Below are 16,108 nucleotides of genomic sequence, written 5' to 3'. Positions count from 1 at the left end.
TTCCGATGGGGGCACCACATTTATGATACTTGAAATCTCAGGTCGCAGGATCGGTTCTGGCTATTCCCCTTATGTAATTTGCGAACTTTCCGCGAACCATAACGGTGATTTCGATGCTGCCATTCGTCTTATCGAGGCCGCTAAAAAGACCGGTGCCGATGCGATCAAGATACAGACCTACCGGCCGGATACAATCACGCTGAAAAGCGATCGGCCCGAGTTTCGTATTTCGGGAGGCCTCTGGGATGGGTCCACGCTTTATGATCTCTACAAGAAGGCGCATACGCCATGGGAGTGGCACAAGCCGATGTTCGATTATGCGCGTAAGCTTGATATTCCCATATTCTCGACGCCGTTCGACTTCACGGCCGTCGATCTGCTCGAGGATCTAAATGCGCCAGCCTACAAGATAGCCTCCTTCGAAGCGGTCGATTTGGCGCTGATCCGATATGTTGCCTCGACCCGTAAGCCTATGATCATCTCAACCGGCATGGCCGACGCCGACGAGATCGCGGAGGCAATAGAGGCGGCGCGACAGGGCGGCTGCACCCAGTTGGCGATCTTGCATTGCGTCAGCGGCTATCCCGCGCTGGCAGAAGATTACAATCTGATGACGATTCCGGACATGATCGAGCGCTTCGGTCTTGTCACGGGGCTGTCGGATCATACGCTCGACAATACGACTGCGATCGCCAGCGTGGCCCTGGGCGCATCAATTATAGAAAAACATTTTACCCTTGATCGCTCCGGCGGCGGACCGGATGATAGTTTTTCTCTCGAGCCAGCGGAATTCACCCAACTCTGTAACGGCGCCAAAACCGCTTGGGCTGCGATGGGTCAAGTCGACTACAGTCGGAAATCAAGTGAACAGGGCAACGTGATCTTTCGCAGGTCGCTCTATATTGCACAAAATATTCCGGAAGGTAGCCAAATTACTCCGAACAACGTACGCTCCGTCCGCCCTGGGTTCGGTTTAGCCCCCCGACATTACGACGAGGTTATGGGCCGACGCGCCGCGCGTGATCTGAAATTTGGCGAACCGCTCCTTTGGGATTGCCTCCGGGAAGATTAAAATTGCCCCTACTGAGCCTATCATGATCACCGGAGACCAACATGAGTACTATGGTCAATTACGTCAAGGCCGTCGCCGCCTCGGCTTGGATGCATTCCTTAGGCGCCCGCGGCGATCTCCGCAAGTTAAAGGAGAAGACGGCAATGGTCCTGCCCGACGTTCTGCCGAGCGCGTCCTGTCAGGAAATGATCGCGCGGATCGATACGGCCGCGGATGAAAGCGCGCATCCGCGCGTTTGGCGCGATGACGTCGTTTCGGATACCCGGGTACTTGGCTTTGAGCAGGATATACCTGACTTACTGCCGCAACTCGCGGTAGAGCGCCGGATTGCCGCGGCCGACGCCTATACTGGCCGCAAGACGAAAGCCTGGTTTCTGATGGCGAACCGCGTGGTGCCGAGGCGGAACAACCTCGGCTCAGGTGGCGGCCTGCACCGTGATTCACCGTTTTCGCATCAGGTCAAGTATATCTGGTATTTGTCAGATGTAACGACCGAGAACGGCCCGTTCCAGTTCATCCCCGACACCCATTTCAACCTTCTGAAGACTCGCGCGGAATATCCACTGGGCCAGACCCGCTTCGACCGCGTAGCGCATGATATGGTGGAGGTCACGGCCAAGGCTGGGTCGCTGCTGATTTGTGACACCAAGTGCATCCATAGAGGCAAGCCGATCCAAGCTGGCGCGCGCTACGCCGTGACCCTCTACACGCTGCCCACCGAGGACGGCGCTAGAAACCTCTTGCATGGCAGCGGCATAGACCCCGAGCTGGTGGTCCAGCCACGCCCTTCGTGAACGATGCCCGATAAAGCGAGCCGTGGCGCATTGGCAGGGGCCGCAGGCCCCGCCGGGCGTCGAGCTGCTATTCTTCGTATGTCCCGGCTGCTTGTTCTTCGGCTTGTGCCGCTGTTAATGCGGCCCGCCGCGGTCGTGCTGGAAGGTGCACTTCTGAGCGACGGCTATATCCTGATTCTGCTGATGCCGGTGGCGATGATGGCGCTGACCATCTCCTCCATTCCGGTGCATCTTGACTATTTCCGCTCACATGCCGGGATGGCGGGACATATCCGGCTGGGCCAGATATACAGCTCCGCATTCAGCTGGCTGACGCTGGTAAGCCTGATGGTGCTGGCCGGTCTGCTAATGGTGCTGCCACTCGGCTTCAGCCCGCTGCTCATCTCTGCGATCTGCCTGACCTTCCTGATCGAGAAGCTCGCGGACGAAACTTGTCGGACTTTGGAGTTCAGCAAGGCCTTCGTAAAGTGGTTCCTGGTTCAGTCGCTGCGGTCCGGCTGGTTTATCCTACCGGTCGGCGTTAGCCTGACTGGTGCGGATTACGGCGATAGCTTCTTGGCGTTCGCGGGGCTAATCCTGATCCTGATGGCCCTGGCCTTCCTTCGGGTGACCGGGCTACGGCCTCGCCTTGGTCTTGATGGGATGGCGGAAATCCGAACTAACCTGGTCTTTCTCGCAGGCAGCCTCCTCTCCGCTGGCTACGTACAACTGCCTCGACTGCTTGTCGCGAAACTCTTTCCCGAACAGGCCCATGTCTACCTAGCGACGACGCAGCTCTGCCAGGGGGCGTCTCTGATCTTTAGTGTGCAATACCAGATTCCCTACCGCAAAATTATCGCCCGCCGTCCAAAGCTCTTCCAGCGTCGCATGTGGCCGACGATGCGGCGGCTTCTCGTGCCGGTCGTGCTTACAGCAATCCTTTACCTCGCCGGGGATGCCAGCAGCCTGCTTGCCTATCCGTCGCGGGATATCGTCCAAGTTGCGCTACTCTTGCCGATCCTCACCGCGGACACGCTGATGCTCGTTGTTCTAAGCGCGCATCTTGGCTATCTCCAGTGGTTCGTCGGCAAATACTCGGCCTTCATGACCTATCTGATCTGTATCGGAACCGCGGGCCTTTGGGCAGCGCTTCTGGTGAGCAGCGGGCTCTGGCAGGCTCTGTCCCTCTTGGCCGTGCCTGCTCTAACGATACTGACGGGTGCTGTTTGGCTGTTTATCGTTATCATGCGCTATTTTCGAAGGAGCCCGCTCCATGGCTGATGCCACCACGTTCGGCAATCTACCCGTCCGCGATGCGGCCCCCATGTCGCATGTGCAGGCCACCGCCATTGCGCTCGCCCGGCGGAATACGGGGTTGTTTTTGGCTTTCCTTTATCTGCAGGATATCTTTTGGCTGATGGCATCGCGAGTTACCCTCGTTTTTGCCGAACCCATGTATCAGGTGTCGCGATTCGAGTGGCCGATTGCCGGCATGGTCATCATTATCGCGACAACCTTAGCCGGACTTGGCATAGTCTTTGCCAGGCTGATGCGTCCACTACCCAGGATATCAGTCCCGCAATGGATGCTTCGGGCAGTCGTTCTCGTCGCGATAGTATTCAACATCTTAACGACAGTTTTCATAGATAGCGCCGCCCGATATTCATCAGGTGGATTGACCGGAAGCTCGGGCGTTCTCTATAGTGCGGCACAGGCATTGAGCCTCGCAGGTATGGTAGTTTTGCTTCGCGCTCAGAAATGCGGCAGACCATTTTCAAAGCTCTGGATATTTGCCCTTATGGGCAGCATGGCGCTCTCAATTGACGGGCTAGCCAGCGCGCTTACGATCTGCATGTTCGCAGTGATCATCTTCGAAATTCAGTTTCGCCGCTTGGGCCGCGTGATCATTATGGCCCCCTTAGTCTTTGGCTTGCTATGGAGCGGCTTCCAAGCGAAATTTAACGAGATTCCGGCATATCTGACGCCGGAATTTATGATCAGATGGGTGATTGGCCGGCTTTCCATAAGCGCTGAACAGATGTACACATACCAAGCAGGAAACGGTATAATCGGAGAAGAAGTCTCCTATCTAGAGCTCGTCTCCAGAGCGATTTCGGACCGTTTCGATCTGGTCCTGAGGGGACGGACACCAAAGTTTGAATATCCACGCAGCGTCTCCGAAGCCATGTATTTTGACATTACGGGCTCTTTCGGGTCAGGCGCCAGCCCTGGCGCGCTCTTAAGCGCGACCCAAATGGGCCTCTTTTTCTTTCTCCCCCCTTTGGTTTTAAGTTTTCTGTTTATGCAATATTTTCATAGGATGCCGGGAAAGATATCCCTTTTACAAATGTTTGCATATGCCTTTATCTTTAATACGTTGCACTCCAATTTTTCGGAATTTTTAACAATCATTTCTCCGACCCTACTGATCGTTACGCTATTCGTTCTGGCGTGCCTATTCTCGGCCGACAACCGAAATGGGAGCCTGAGAGGTTTGAAAAACTCGTAATTATGGGAAGAGAATCGTCTCTGCCGCAGCGCGTATTGCTCGATTCATTGATCGCAGAAAGTCATGCTTTCAACGGGCAGGAGATACACGCCGACATTGGTCCGGGGATCGCCCGAAAGAGACCTGCCTTTAGGATTATCTTCCCGATCGTGCGGCTGGCATCTCGAAGTCGCCTCGCTAACATGCTGATGGTGGCGGCGGTCGTCCTCGGCTATCGGGTCATTCGGGAGCCGAACGGGGATGCCGAAGTATTTCAATATGGCGTCTCGGACAACAACGTCAGCGCTTTCACGAGGCTGAACGAGTGCCTGGATCTGCGAACCCGCAGCGCAATCTGCATGAACGGGCGTCCGATCCCGCTTGGGGCACGGCTAAAGATAGCCATTTCGATAACGCCCCTGCGGTCGGCCGGTGGCGCGTTGCGCGCGCAAAGACACCCGGACCCGCTGGTGCATCTGCAAAGCGTGCTAGCGGTCGCGGCTTCAGTGATTTTCTCCGTACGGCCCCTGAGCGGCAACCTAAAAGTGGTTTGTATCGCATGTGACCATTCTCCAATAGTCATGGCGCTTCTGGCCGCGGCGCGGCAACAAGGTAAGAGAACCTGCTATGTGCAGCACGCACCGGTCACTGAACATTTCCCGCCCCTCACCTATGACCTGTCGATACTCCATGACCGTGCCTCGGTCGAAGCATACCGGAAGGTTTCAAAAAGGCTGAATGTTCCGTTCAATGATGACGCAGTCACTATCCTGCCGCCCTTTGCCGAGGCATTCCGGGCGCCACAGGTTGATCCACCACCTTACCGGATCGGAATTTGCCTCAGCTTTTTGCCGGATAAGCCTCGGATTAAAGAGCTGGTTGCGTCCCTCTCTGCCCGGAGAGATGTGGCTGGAATCCATCTCAGGCGCCATCCGCGCTGCAGCCATGACTGGAGCGCCATCGCAGGCATGCCCAAAGTATACCTCCGATCGCAGCAAGAGGTTGGCGTTGATTTCTTCGCTGCAGTGGATATTGTCCTCGTGCCCAACAGTGGCGTTGCCATCGAAGCGCTGCATTTTGGAAAGCCAACCTTCTTTACCACAGGTGCCGATGCTTTCCGCGATGACTATTACGGATTTGTCGTCGGCGGTATTTTGCCAGTATTTTCGGCGGAATCCCTTAATGCCCCCACCGATTTTTTCGATGGGGGTTGGAAGGGGCGGTTTCTGTACCATGATGAGACGATGATAGCGGATGTTTATGCGCTTCAAGAGAAAGTCCAAATGTCTTTCATGAAAATATACTGGGAGGCCCGTAAGGCTAGAAACCCTGTGTGCCCCCAATAGGCTCTATTTTTGGCGATTTTTTACATCCCCTGATTTGGGAATGCCTGACAGCCGGCAACCTCGGCCTCGTTGAAGCGAAGCAGCCAGTCCCGGACGATCTGCAGCGTCATGCTAGCAATCCTAGCGGCCTCGCTCCGACTTCCGCCATCAAGATTGCCGCCATTGCCAAGAGGCGTCTGAATTGCCCAAGATCCTTGTTGTTCCGTGCAAAACCACTAACCTCCAATAGCTTGCTATGACGCTCGTAATCATCCAAAGCTGCGGGTAATGATCAAGCGGCTCCTCGATATCGCGCTTTCGGCCACCGGGCTCCTCTTATTGTCTCCAGTGATCCTCTACTTGGCCTGGCGCGTCCAACGCGAGATGGGATCGCCGATCCTGTTCCGCCAAACTCGGCCTGGCATCCATGGCAAGCCGTTTCAGATCATAAAATTCCGCACCATGCTCAATTCAACGGATCAGAATGGGCACCCGCTTCCTGACGCAGATCGCCTTCCGCCTTTCGGACATTTCCTGCGGTCAACCTCGCTTGATGAGCTTCCTGAACTGTGGAATGTCCTGAAGGGCGATATGAGCCTGGTTGGACCTAGGCCACTCTTGGTGGAGTATTTGTCACTCTATTCGACGGAGCAAGCCCGCCGGCACGAATTGCGCCCCGGGTTGACCGGTTGGGCGCAGGTGAATGGGCGAAACGCCCTATCATGGCCGGAGAAATTTGCTTTGGATGTCTGGTATGTAGATAACCGCACGATTTGGCTCGACGTGAAGATCTTGTGGCTGACCACTGAAAAAGTGGTTAGGCGGGACGGGGTAAGCGCCTCAGGCGAAGCCACCATGCCGCGCTTCCTTGGAGAAACGGAGTGAGAATTGTTGGAGTTTATGGCGCGGCGGGCCATGGACGTGAAGTTATGGGCATGCTGCCGAAGGCCGCGGATACGAATTATGTCTTCATTGATGATGATTGCGGGCTAGCGAAAGTCAACGACTACCCATGTTTATCTTGGGTCGAATTTAAAAGAACGGCGGCAAGCGCAAAACATGTCATTTTGGCAATTGGTGACGGGAAGGTGCGCGAGCGCCTATCATTAAAGTGTAAGGAGGCGGGTATAGGATTCATGCCCGCACATGCACAGTCCGCTGTGATACTTAGTGACGTCAGGCTAGGGGAAGGCTCTGTGCTCTGCCCATACTCGATGATTACTTGTAATGTGACGATAGGACGTCAATTCCATGCTAATTACTTCTCGCATGTGTCCCATGACTGCAGGATTGGTGATTTTGTAACCTTAGCTCCCGGAGCAAGATGCAATGGGAATGTTGTTATAGAGGACCACGCGTATATTGGATCTAGCGCCGTGTTGCGTCAGGGCAGGCCAGGTGATCCATTGGTGATCGGAGCGGGTGCTATAGTAGGCATGGGCGCGGTAGTAACCCAAAGCGTTCCTGCCGGAGCAACGGTAGTCGGCAATCCTGCCCGCTTAATGGAGCCCAAATAGGAAATGCGTATTTACCTTTCGCGTCCGCATATGTCTGAACAAGAACAGGCTTACGTCGCTGAAGCGTTTAAGTCGAATTTCGTTGCTCCTCTTGGCCCCCAACTCGATGCATTCGAAGAAAGAGTTTCCGACTACCTTGGCGAAGGCCTGCACTGTGTCGGGCTGTCATCAGGTTCGGCTGCGCTACACCTTGCCTTGCGCATAGCCGGCGTCGGTCCGGGGGACGAGGTCTGGGTTTCTTCGATGACATTCGCCGGGGGAATTTTCCCCGTCAATTACCTTGGTGCAAGACCACGCTTTTTTGATCTCGATCCGGCAAGCTGGACGGTGGACGTCAACATCCTCTCTGACGAATTGGAGAGGGCCGCGCGAGAGGGGCGCTTGCCCCAGGCGATTGTGCCGACCGATCTCTACGGACAGAGTGTTGATCTCAATGCACTGGAGGCACTGGCGAAAAGCCATGGTGTGCGCCTCATTGTCGATTCTGCCGAAAGCCTCGGGGCTACCTATAGAAGTGGGCGTAAAGCCGGCACTGGCGGAGATGCGGCCATCCTCTCCTTCAATGGCAACAAGATTATCACGACATCAGGTGGCGGAATGCTGGTGACGCGTCACAAAGCCTGGGCCGACGAAGCCCGCTTCCTGGCGACACAGGCGCGCGATCCTGCGCCACATTATGAACATTCGACCTATGGCTATAACTATCGTTTGTCGAATATTTGTGCGGCCATCGGTCTGGGACAAATGGCAGTGCTGGATGAGCGGGTTGCCCGACGCAGGACAATCTTTGAGCGATATCGCGATGCTCTGTCGCGCCCGGGAATTTCGTTCATGCCGGAGCCTGAAGGTTTGCGATCAACGCGATGGCTCACTGCGCTCACGATCGATGCTGCCGTTGTTGGAGTAACACGCGAGGATATACGATTGTCGTTGCTCGAACATGAAATTGAGTCACGTCCTCTGTGGAAGCCTATGCATTTGCAGCCTCTTTACGCGGATGCTCCTTATCACGGCTTAGGGGTCGACGAGAGATTGTTTGAGCGAGGCCTATGCCTTCCGTCGGGTAGTGATATGACGGACGATCAGCAGGATGAAGTAATCGAGCGAATTCTTAAGCTAGTAGTTGCTTGAGGGTGTCGCATTCCAACAGTTCGGGTGCCTGGCGCAAACGGATCAACGCTTTCCGATCGTTCGACAATTACCAATATTTTCTGGGCTCTAGCCCATTGGTTATCTCTCTCAGACGCAGCGCAGTGCCTTTCTCGATATCTTTCGGAAGCTCATCGAGACTGAAGTATCCTAGATCGGCGATCTCAGGACTTGGCATCAAGATGGGAAGACGCCCCTCGGCCTCGCAAAGATATGTCAGTACATGATCGCGACTGCTGGCTACCAAATTAAGGTAGATGCCGTGAAACCTTGGCTTTCCCACAAGCAGTAATCCTGTTTCCTGCTGGAGCTCCTTCGCTAAAGCGCCTTCGACAGTCTCATTGACCTCAACCCCTCCGCCAGGAAAATGCCAGCCGGGTGTGTAGGTGTGCCGCACGAGCAGAACCTTCCCATCGCTGGAAAACACCACCGCCCTCACACCGAGCGTCAAACCTCGCGTAAGCCTAAAATATAGGTGTAGTAGCCGGCTCCAGATGCGTCCGAAAAAACCGAGTACGGCCGCCCTCATGCTGGTCTTTCGCTTCTTGCGGCCGGCCTCTCAGCGGTGTCCCCGGCTTGCGAAGCTGACCAGGTCAGGTCGCCGACCTCGTTATCCGTCGGCGCGTAGTCAATCGGCAGTTCTGCCAAGATTAGCCTAGCTTCCGAAAGGTCGAAATTGTCACATGCATGCCGCAGGCGTTTAAGTGCGTCCACGAGATCGCTCATTGGCACAGACGCCTCGGAAGCGGTCATCACGCGAGGGTGCGTGGTTGGCTTGGGATCTGTTCCGATTAGCAGTTCTTCGTAGAGCTTTTCGCCCTTCCTGAGGCCGGTGAAGTGGATGGCAACATCACCATCTTCGTGATCCACTTCATTAGCATGATCGGCGAAGTAAGGCTTGAGGCCTTGAAGCTTCACCATGGTGACCGCAAGATCGGCAATCTTTATGGGCTTGCCCATGTCCAAGACAAATACATCGCCGCCTTGAGCCATAGCCCCCGCCTGAATGACCAGCTGTGACGCCTCTGGTATCGTCATGAAATAACGATTGATTTCAGGGTGCGTTACCATGACCGGGCCGCCAGCCTCGATTTGTGATGTGAACCGAGGGATCACAGATCCCGATGAGCCGAGCACATTACCAAACCTCACCATGGAGTAGACAGTTCTGGTATCTTGTTGGGCAAGGCCTTGGCAAATCAACTCGGCAATGCGCTTCGTGGCGCCCATCACGTTCGTGGGCCGCACTGCCTTGTCGGTAGAAATTAGGATGAAGCGCTCAATACCATTTTTATGCGCCAGTCTTGCTGCAGCCAAGGTTCCGAAGGCGTTGTTGCGGATCCCCTCAACAATGTTTTCCTCAACGATGGGAACATGCTTGTATGCTGCGGCGTGGTAAATTGTTTGGACCTTGAAGGCCTTCATCACAGCATCCAGGCGCGCCTCATCCTGCACCGAGCCTAGGATGGGGATGATCTTGGCACTTCTTTCAAGCCGTTTGACTGTTTCAGAAAGCTCTCCCTCAATGGAGTAGAGGGCAAGCTCAGACATTTCGTAGAGGACAAGCGCTAGGGGGCTCTGGTCCAGGATCTGCCGGCACAGCTCACTTCCGATTGAGCCGCCCGCCCCAGTCACCATCACGACTTTGCCCGTGATGTTGCGCCCAAGCAGTTGCTCATCTGGCGGAACTGGATCCCTCCCGAGAAGCTCCTCAGGCGTGACGTGACGAAGCTGGGATATCTTGGCCTTGCCAGTAATGATGTCGGACAGGCTTGGTATAGTCTTCACCTCGAGCTGGAGCTTCTCCAGCTGAGACAGAATTTCACGGCGCCTGACTGGTCCAATGTTGGGCAGAGCCAGAAGCACCGCGTCAAGCCCAACACTGTTCATCAACTGCGGCAGCGCGCTTGGAGGGTGTACTCTGCAGCCGCCAATCATAAGGCCCTGCAAGCGGCGATCATCGTCGATGAAGGCGATCGGGGCATAATCCCGCCCGTGAAATAGGGAGTTGAGAAGCTCGAGGCCCGCGTCGCCTGCGCCGTAAATCGCGACAGGCCGCTTAGATAGCTGCAGTGGCCCGCGAAAAATTTGCCGCACAAAGAACCTCATCCCGCCGATTGCCAGCAGGGCAAGAGCTGACGTCATAATCGCCACAGATCGCGGGATGCCGGCATCAAAGAAAGCGTTAAGAGCGAGCATACTCAATGCCAGCACGGCAACGCCGCGGCCGATCGCGACAATGATTTTCCCCGTCAAGAAGCGCACGAGGGTCCGGTAAAGGCCGCTCAGCCAGAAGGTTGTGATTGCAGCAGCGCCAGCGAAACCGAAAACCAGCCAGACCTTGGCGCTGCTCGCGAAGGCGACGCTTTCCAAGCGCAGCGTCATCGCAAAGAGAAACAGGCCTAAAAGAAGCGCGCTGTCCGCTGCAACCTGTAGGGCAATTTTGCTCAAGCGATTGAGGCCAGACAAACGCCTAATCAGGTAGTCTATCGAAGGTTTCACTTTTCTCACCGCGTCTGTTACGCTGCCTTGTGACTAGAGGACGCGGACGAGGGCTGCAAGATAATCAGAAGACGTCAATTTCGGCGCTCATTTGGCGGGGTGACCATTGTTCTGTCACCGCGGACAAGGCTAAGCCCACACATTATGCTCGGCCTTTTCGAGATAGCGCGCGAGCACATTAACTGACTTCCAGCCGCCTGCCCTCATAATCGCGGCTGTGTCAAATCCCCGCTTCAGCAGGTCCTGTGCTGCACCCACTCGCATCGAGTGTCCGCTGAATGACGCGACTTGTTCTGGGTGCAGATCGCAGCGCTGCGCCGCCTCCTTGATTACCCGCCGCACTGTCGTTGTCTCCAGACAGCGATTAATGGCCTTGCCCTGGTAGATGGGGCAGAACAGCCACTCGATTTCGGGGCCGCGGTATGCCAGCCACTCCCGAACCAGATCAGCCGTTCGTTTTGACGTGAACGCGATCCTGCCCTCCCCAAAGGGGTCGGCCTTGCTGCGACGGATCAGCACTCTAAGCGTGCCGTCTGTCCGCTCTACGATGTCCTGATTGCGCAAGGCAATGAGCTCTGACCTGCGCGTCAGTAGTTCATAGCCGAGGGCAAGCATTGCCCGGTTGCGCAGGCCCCAAGGGCTGTCGGGCTCACTTTCCAAAAACTTCTCGAGATAATGGCGCGTCAGGCCCTTCGCTTGCCGCGGCCTCACAGCCTGCGCGCGGCGTACTCGCCGAAAAGCAAGATTGATGTCCTCATCATGTGTGGGGTCGGGCAGCCTCAACAGACGATGCACTTTGCGTATGGCATACAGCCTTCGCTGAACGGTCGAGGGCGCCTTGTATTTTCCTTGGTCTTCCAGAAAGCGGCACACAGTTTCGACAGATGCAGGGAAGGCGTCTTTGATGCTATTTTCCACGCACCAGCGCTCGAAGGCCTCGACATCCGCATAGTAACTGCGCATTGTTGCAGGCGCATAAGCGCCATCAAGGCGCTGGAATTCGGAGCGCCAGTCTGTTCTTGTGCCGATGATTTGCATCCGGCCAATATGATACCAAAAGGATCATAAGTAAAGTGTCAGATATAACTGCGGAACAGATTAAGGCAGCGCGCGCCGCACTTGGTTGGACGATTATAGATATTGCCGAGGCGACAAAAATTGGTTCGGCAACCCTTAAACGCTATGAGGCGACGTCAGGCGTACCTCATTCGCGCAAGGGTCATCTGACGAAATTGCGCGCCTACTTCGAAGCCGCAGGCATCGAGTTCGTCGGCACTCCCAACGACGCCCCCGGCATTCGCATACACGCTCAAGGCGGCGATCGAGACAAGGAGCGCTGACGCAGCAGGCGTATGGCGTTGTCGCGCTCTGAACGAAAACGCGCAGCGTAGTAGGACAGCTTCTCCGCCTTCCTCGTCGACGTGGCAGACCCTTTGCCTGCAACGCCATGAAGTGCGTCTGACGTCCATCCCGCGAGCGTCTTTTTGAGATCGACAGCAGGATAAAGCGACGTCGCCATCTCCATGTCGAGCGCGTCCTGCGCCATGGTTACACGCCAGGCAGCAATGAGCGCCTTGCGGATCAAGTGGGCATCCATCGGGTCTTCGCCATCTGCCATCTCGCGAAGATGACTGGCCAGGACAAAGAGCCAGTCGGGCACGTCGACGCCTTCATCAAACCGCCTTTCTACATCCCTTGAGGTCACGCCATGCTTGCGTGAGTTCTGAGACGATATCTTCTTGCCGGCCTCGGTCTTCGGGCCGGCAAGGCGCCTCTTTGCCTGCTGCTTGGCGAGCCAACGAGCGCCCTCTTTAAGCGCCGATCGACGGCGACGCTTACCCTCATCCATCGGCATTTTCGCAAAGCTGCGCGTCAATGATGGCGACCGCGGCCTTCATGTCATCGCGGCGCTTTCTGCCAATCTGATCGATGATCCTGTCGCGCTCCTTTAGGGCAGCAAATTCGAGGCCCATGAAGTCCTCTTCCTTGCGAAGGGATCCCATCGAAACGGTGCCAAGCAGACGAACGATGGGCAGGTTCTCTTCGCTGCCATAAACGCCCGCATCGTCTCCCACGCTGTATTCGTCGTCGAAGACTGCAGCCTTCACGCCTTCGACTTCGAAGGACTGTATGCCGGGATCGTATCGTGAGTGGTCTGACGCCTGACGCCTCAGCGCGACGAGCGTTGCTGCCCTGTGGCACTTCCTCAAAAATTCTATTTTGGCCATGATGACAGCCACGTCATTGACCCACATGGCCTCTACCGCGTCGCGTGGCTGAAAGTGGCGGCACAAGTCATCGAAAAGCTTTTCGCATCTGCCAGCGTCTTGGCCAGGCATCGGAATTCTTTGCTGCGGTGTGAACAGTTGAGCTGCGCTAAATTCTCCAGACACTGCAACTGCATTCTTACTAATGCTCATAGTATTTTAATCCTCAAAATGAGTGTCGCTTCATACCCATTCCCTCCATTGAATTGGGACCAATACACACACCGCCCAATGATTGCAAGTCACTGAAATATATGATGTAATTTCCATAAGAGTGCCAACACAGTGATGCAAAATCATGCCCCCCATTTGGGCAAATTCTATGCACCATCTGCATGCGGGCGAGGCGCGCTCAAAGGCGCTGGCGCAGCAAGGCGCGCACACGATCGGCAATTTTGCAAAACGAACTGCCGCGCGCTCTGGCGGGCCTCATTCTGGAAGCTATCGAGAGGCTATGACTGCCAAAAGGATTTGACCCGGGCTTGCTGGCCTCAGACCTGCCCACCCTTGGTGTAACCTTAGTGTGCCAAATGCCCGATAACGTGCATGATCGACCTTGGAATTCTAGCCAAGGTAGTCCTCTCACATATGAAACTTTTCGTTGGCAATTCTCGACGAACAAATTAGCGCAGCGTCCGCCTACATCTGATAAAACAGCCGCACCATGAGATCAGTCTGCTTCCGCCTACAATTTGCGTTCTTTGCTCTTTTGTCCTCCTTGCTGCTGGGCGCCCCCGCGATTGCCCAAACGACAGTAAGCGCAGGCTTTGAAAACGGCGTAATCGGCGAATACCGAAACGCTGCCCACCAGCCTACAAGGCTGAATACTTTCGCAACGCTCGGCATAACTGGCGCGGTAATTTCTGACACCACGGACGATGGCCGCTTCGGCGGAAGCCAGGGAAACGACTACTCCGTAACGGTCACATTCCAATTCAGTAACGGCTCGACCTCTACTTTCAATGCAGCCGTAAATTGGCGCGATACTCAAGGATCAACTGTCCACGGTATTGGCCTCACAGTATCCGGCGGAGTTGATGACGGCACCTCATACGTCGCTGCAAGCGGACTTCAGAAGACCTATCTTTTGCAATTTGTTAGTAGCACTCGGGCCTATGCCGACACAGCATCTGGAGACAAAGGCGACGTAATTTCAGGAAATGCCGCTACTACTGGACTATTCGATGAATTGAATACGTACGCCACATCAAAGCCCGCATCAATAAATCCGGCCGGTCTAACTTCCATCATAACCGCTTCGCCAGGCAGCATTTTAGCAAACGGAACTTCCACATCTACGGTCACCGTCCAGCTCAAAGACGTCAATGGAAATAATCTATCTGCTGGAGGAAATACCGTCACTTTGTCTACCAATGCCGGCTCGCTATCGGGGGTAATCGACAATGGAAATGGGACGTACACGGCCACGCTGACGTCTTCGACATCAATAGAAACAGCGACGATCACCGGGGTAGTAGACGGCTCGTCAATAGTCGACACGGCATCAGTAGACTTTGTGAGCAACAGCTCTATTTCCGGGACTGTCCGAAACGGCGGCGGTAACGGATTGAGTGGCCGCACAGTCAGACTGCTCAACAATTCCGGTCAAGTGCTACAGACGGTTACGACCGGGTCGGGCGGGGCTTACACGTTTAGCAATGTTGCGCCAGGAACGTATAAAATCGAGTTCGAGTCGTCAGGTAACTACAAGGCTAAGGCCCGATCAGCAGTTGGCAACAACAACAGTCACTTTGTAACATCGATTTCCGTTGCCGACGCCAGCACAGATCTGACCGGCGTAGATGCTGTAGTAATTGACCCGGCAGGAGTGGTTTACGACACTGTCACGCGCCAACCTGTTGCCGGTGCGGTCGTGACTTTCAACTATAACGGCTCACTCGTTCCCAATAGCTCGTTGGACCAAACTCTGGGCGGGCCAAACACCCAAACTACGTCGGCAGACGGCCAGTATAGCTTTGTGCTTAACAGTAGCGCATCTGACGGTGTCTACACACTCAATGTTACAGAACCTTCAGGGTACACCTTCCAGAGCCTCGCAATCCCTGTATCTTCAGGACCTTTTAATCCTGGCCTTGGCGGCGGCATCGTTGCGATCCAGCCACAAGCGACTGCGCCAACTGGTTCTGATGATACGACCTACTACCTAGACTTCTCTTTCGTAGTAGGCGCATCGCCTGCGACAACGTCTAATGGCGTGATTAATAACCACATTCCGCTCGACCCAACTCCTAGCGTAAGCGTTACAAATACGACGGATGCGTCTGAGCCATCGACTAATGGCGTATTTACTGTGAACCTAAGCACTGCCTCTGCGACTGATACGGTGGTTGGCTATTCGGTTGCTGGCACTGCGACAGCGGGTACGGACTACACTGCGCTGTCTGGCGCGGTGACCATTTCGGCGAATACGACGAGTGCGACGATTAGCGTGCCGGTGATCGACGATAGCCTAGTCGAAGGTGGCGAGACGGTTATTATTACGCTGACGGGCGTGACGAGCGGGACAGCATCGCTAAGCTCTACCGCCGCCGATCTTACAGCAACCAACACCATTAGTGATGATGATACGGGGCTGAATGCAGCCCCTGTGTTCACCAATCAGAACGCCGGCAGCGGGACGAGCTACAGCTTCGACTATGCGGAAGGCTCGAGCGCGGGTGACGTGCTTGGCCAGGTGTCTGCGAGCGATGCGGAAGGCGACGCGCTGACGTTTAGCATTACGGGCGGAGATCCGAACAGCTGGTACGCGATCAATGGCTCGACGGGCGAGATTACGCTGACGGCTGCAGGTGCTGCCTCGCTGGCGAATGACTATGAGCAGACGTCGAACACGCAGACGCTGACCGTAACCGTGAGCGACGGGACCAACAGCACGACCGTGCAGGTTGCGCTGAACGAGACCGATGTGAACGACAGTGCCCCTGTGTTCACCAATCAGAACGCCGGCAGCGGGACGAGCTACAGCTTCGACTATGCGGAAGGCTCGAGCGCGGG

At 55.4% G+C, this 16,108-nt stretch carries 15 protein-coding genes and 1 pseudogene; 10 read left to right on the top strand and 6 right to left on the bottom strand.

Features of this window, described 5'->3' with window-relative positions; translation table 11 throughout:
* The first annotated feature begins 22 nt into the window (after positions 1 to 22).
* The 5 genes from pseI (at position 23) to VRS74_RS08225 (ending at position 5,679) form a co-directional block, all read left to right on the top strand.
* The gene (pseI, locus tag VRS74_RS08245) at positions 23 to 1,072 is read left to right on the top strand and encodes a pseudaminic acid synthase (protein ID WP_354144776.1); all 1,050 of its coding nucleotides are present in this window, start codon (positions 23 to 25) and stop codon (positions 1,070 to 1,072) included.
* A 41-nt stretch (positions 1,073 to 1,113) separates the two neighbouring features.
* Positions 1,114 to 1,866 (top strand): phytanoyl-CoA dioxygenase family protein, encoded by a 753-nt coding sequence (locus VRS74_RS08240; RefSeq protein WP_354144775.1) that lies wholly within the window; start codon positions 1,114 to 1,116, stop codon positions 1,864 to 1,866.
* Positions 1,867 to 1,944: 78 nt separating this feature from the next.
* The gene (locus tag VRS74_RS08235; protein ID WP_354144774.1) at positions 1,945 to 3,126 is read left to right on the top strand and encodes a hypothetical protein; all 1,182 of its coding nucleotides are present in this window, start codon (positions 1,945 to 1,947) and stop codon (positions 3,124 to 3,126) included.
* Positions 3,119 to 4,354, top strand: a complete 1,236-nt coding sequence (locus VRS74_RS08230; RefSeq protein WP_354144773.1) for a hypothetical protein — start codon at positions 3,119 to 3,121, stop codon at positions 4,352 to 4,354. Before VRS74_RS08235 ends, VRS74_RS08230 begins: the two co-directional genes overlap by 8 nt.
* A gap of 2 nt (positions 4,355 to 4,356) precedes the next feature.
* Positions 4,357 to 5,679, top strand: coding sequence for a hypothetical protein (locus VRS74_RS08225; RefSeq protein ID WP_354144772.1), 1,323 nt, complete (start codon positions 4,357 to 4,359; stop codon positions 5,677 to 5,679).
* 68 nt (positions 5,680 to 5,747) lie between these two features.
* On the opposite strand, the pseudogene VRS74_RS12670 reads toward VRS74_RS08225, so the two are convergent.
* Positions 5,748 to 5,866 (bottom strand): annotated as a pseudogene (locus VRS74_RS12670) (IS630 family transposase); the annotation flags it as partial.
* An 80-nt stretch (positions 5,867 to 5,946) separates the two neighbouring features.
* On the opposite strand from VRS74_RS12670, the gene VRS74_RS08220 reads away from it, so the two are divergent.
* From VRS74_RS08220 to VRS74_RS08210, 3 genes are read left to right on the top strand one after another with little or no spacing between them, the layout of a single operon-like run.
* The gene (locus VRS74_RS08220) at positions 5,947 to 6,543 is read left to right on the top strand and encodes a sugar transferase (protein ID WP_354144771.1); all 597 of its coding nucleotides are present in this window, start codon (positions 5,947 to 5,949) and stop codon (positions 6,541 to 6,543) included.
* A complete protein-coding gene (locus VRS74_RS08215; protein WP_354144770.1) occupies positions 6,540 to 7,175 on the top strand; it encodes an acetyltransferase in 636 nt (211 codons plus the stop codon). Before VRS74_RS08220 ends, VRS74_RS08215 begins: the two co-directional genes overlap by 4 nt.
* A 30-nt stretch (positions 7,176 to 7,205) precedes the next feature.
* Entirely contained in the window at positions 7,206 to 8,306 is a 1,101-nt protein-coding gene (locus tag VRS74_RS08210; RefSeq protein ID WP_354144769.1) for a DegT/DnrJ/EryC1/StrS family aminotransferase, read from the top strand.
* Between the two features lie 67 nt (positions 8,307 to 8,373).
* Here VRS74_RS08210 and VRS74_RS08205 read toward each other — a convergent pair whose 3' ends face one another.
* The 3 genes from VRS74_RS08205 to VRS74_RS08195 form a co-directional block, all read right to left on the bottom strand.
* The gene (locus VRS74_RS08205) at positions 8,374 to 8,763 is read right to left on the bottom strand and encodes an NUDIX domain-containing protein (protein WP_354144768.1); all 390 of its coding nucleotides are present in this window, start codon (positions 8,761 to 8,763) and stop codon (positions 8,374 to 8,376) included.
* 86 nt (positions 8,764 to 8,849) lie between these two features.
* Positions 8,850 to 10,775, bottom strand: a complete 1,926-nt coding sequence (locus VRS74_RS08200; RefSeq protein ID WP_354144767.1) for a polysaccharide biosynthesis protein — start codon at positions 10,773 to 10,775, stop codon at positions 8,850 to 8,852.
* A gap of 180 nt (positions 10,776 to 10,955) precedes the next feature.
* Positions 10,956 to 11,864, bottom strand: coding sequence for a tyrosine-type recombinase/integrase (locus tag VRS74_RS08195; protein ID WP_354144766.1), 909 nt, complete (start codon positions 11,862 to 11,864; stop codon positions 10,956 to 10,958).
* 35 nt (positions 11,865 to 11,899) lie between these two features.
* Between VRS74_RS08195 and VRS74_RS08190 the strand changes: the two genes are divergently transcribed.
* Positions 11,900 to 12,166, top strand: coding sequence for a helix-turn-helix domain-containing protein (locus tag VRS74_RS08190; RefSeq protein WP_354144765.1), 267 nt, complete (start codon positions 11,900 to 11,902; stop codon positions 12,164 to 12,166).
* Here the strand turns inward: VRS74_RS08190 and VRS74_RS08185 are convergent.
* Positions 12,136 to 12,675 (bottom strand): hypothetical protein, encoded by a 540-nt coding sequence (locus tag VRS74_RS08185; RefSeq protein ID WP_354144764.1) that lies wholly within the window; start codon positions 12,673 to 12,675, stop codon positions 12,136 to 12,138. The genes VRS74_RS08190 and VRS74_RS08185 overlap by 31 nt on opposite strands.
* Complete coding sequence (locus VRS74_RS08180; protein WP_354144763.1) at positions 12,668 to 13,246, bottom strand: hypothetical protein; 579 nt, start codon at positions 13,244 to 13,246, stop codon at positions 12,668 to 12,670. Before VRS74_RS08180 ends, VRS74_RS08185 begins: the two co-directional genes overlap by 8 nt.
* 565 nt (positions 13,247 to 13,811) lie before the next feature.
* Here VRS74_RS08180 and VRS74_RS08175 point away from each other — a divergent pair.
* Positions 13,812 to 16,108, top strand: a 2,297-nt coding sequence (locus tag VRS74_RS08175; protein ID WP_354144762.1) for an invasin domain 3-containing protein, incomplete at its 3' end; no start/stop codon positions are given.

It is taken from the genome of Altererythrobacter litoralis, assembly GCF_036324225.1.
Taxonomy (GTDB): domain Bacteria; phylum Pseudomonadota; class Alphaproteobacteria; order Sphingomonadales; family Sphingomonadaceae; genus Erythrobacter; species Erythrobacter litoralis_A.
The sequence above is the reverse complement of the archived record's forward strand: the minus strand, read 5'-3'. Positions and strand labels throughout refer to the sequence as shown.